The organism is Pseudoalteromonas sp. SG43-7 (genome assembly GCF_014164295.1).
Taxonomy (GTDB): Bacteria; Pseudomonadota; Gammaproteobacteria; order Enterobacterales; family Alteromonadaceae; genus Pseudoalteromonas; species Pseudoalteromonas rhizosphaerae.
Window position 1 is genome coordinate 1 of sequence record NZ_JACJEY010000181.1, and the last position, 546, is coordinate 546.

General features: G+C 41.4%; 1 protein-coding gene. It reads left to right on the top strand.

Annotated elements, in window-relative coordinates:
* The coding region (locus tag H5200_RS23395; protein WP_182762888.1) for a DDE-type integrase/transposase/recombinase at positions 1 to 546 on the top strand (546 nt) is incomplete at both ends.

Sequence of the window (546 nt, forward strand, 5' to 3'; positions counted from 1 at the left end):
CAGCGTATTATCAAAACAGTCAATTCAGCTGAGTATGGGCATTTACCGCCGAGCAAAATAGTGCCCAAGTTGCTTGATAAAGGGGTATGGATAGCATCCGAGAGTTCGTTTTATCGGGTTATGAAACGTCACCACCTATTAACGCATAGAGAAAAAGTGAAGCCAAACAGGCAGGTAAAAAAACCAAAAGCACTCACAGCAACCAGTGTGAACGAAATTTACACATGGGATATTACATATTTGCCAACAACGGTTAAGGGCGAATTTTTATACTTGTATTTAGTGATGGATATTTTTAGTCGAAAAATTGTGGGATGGCAGGTTCACGATACACAGTTAAGTGCGCTAGCGGCTGATTTGATGACGGATATTTGCAGTCGAGAGCAAATAAAGCCAGAGCAAGTCACGTTACATTCGGATAATGGCAGCCCAATGAAAGGCGCTACATTATTGGCTACCTTGCAAGAATTAGGCATTGTACCGTCGTTTAGTCGCCCGTCAGTGAGTAATGATAATCCCTATTCGGAGTCATTATTTAAAACGTTA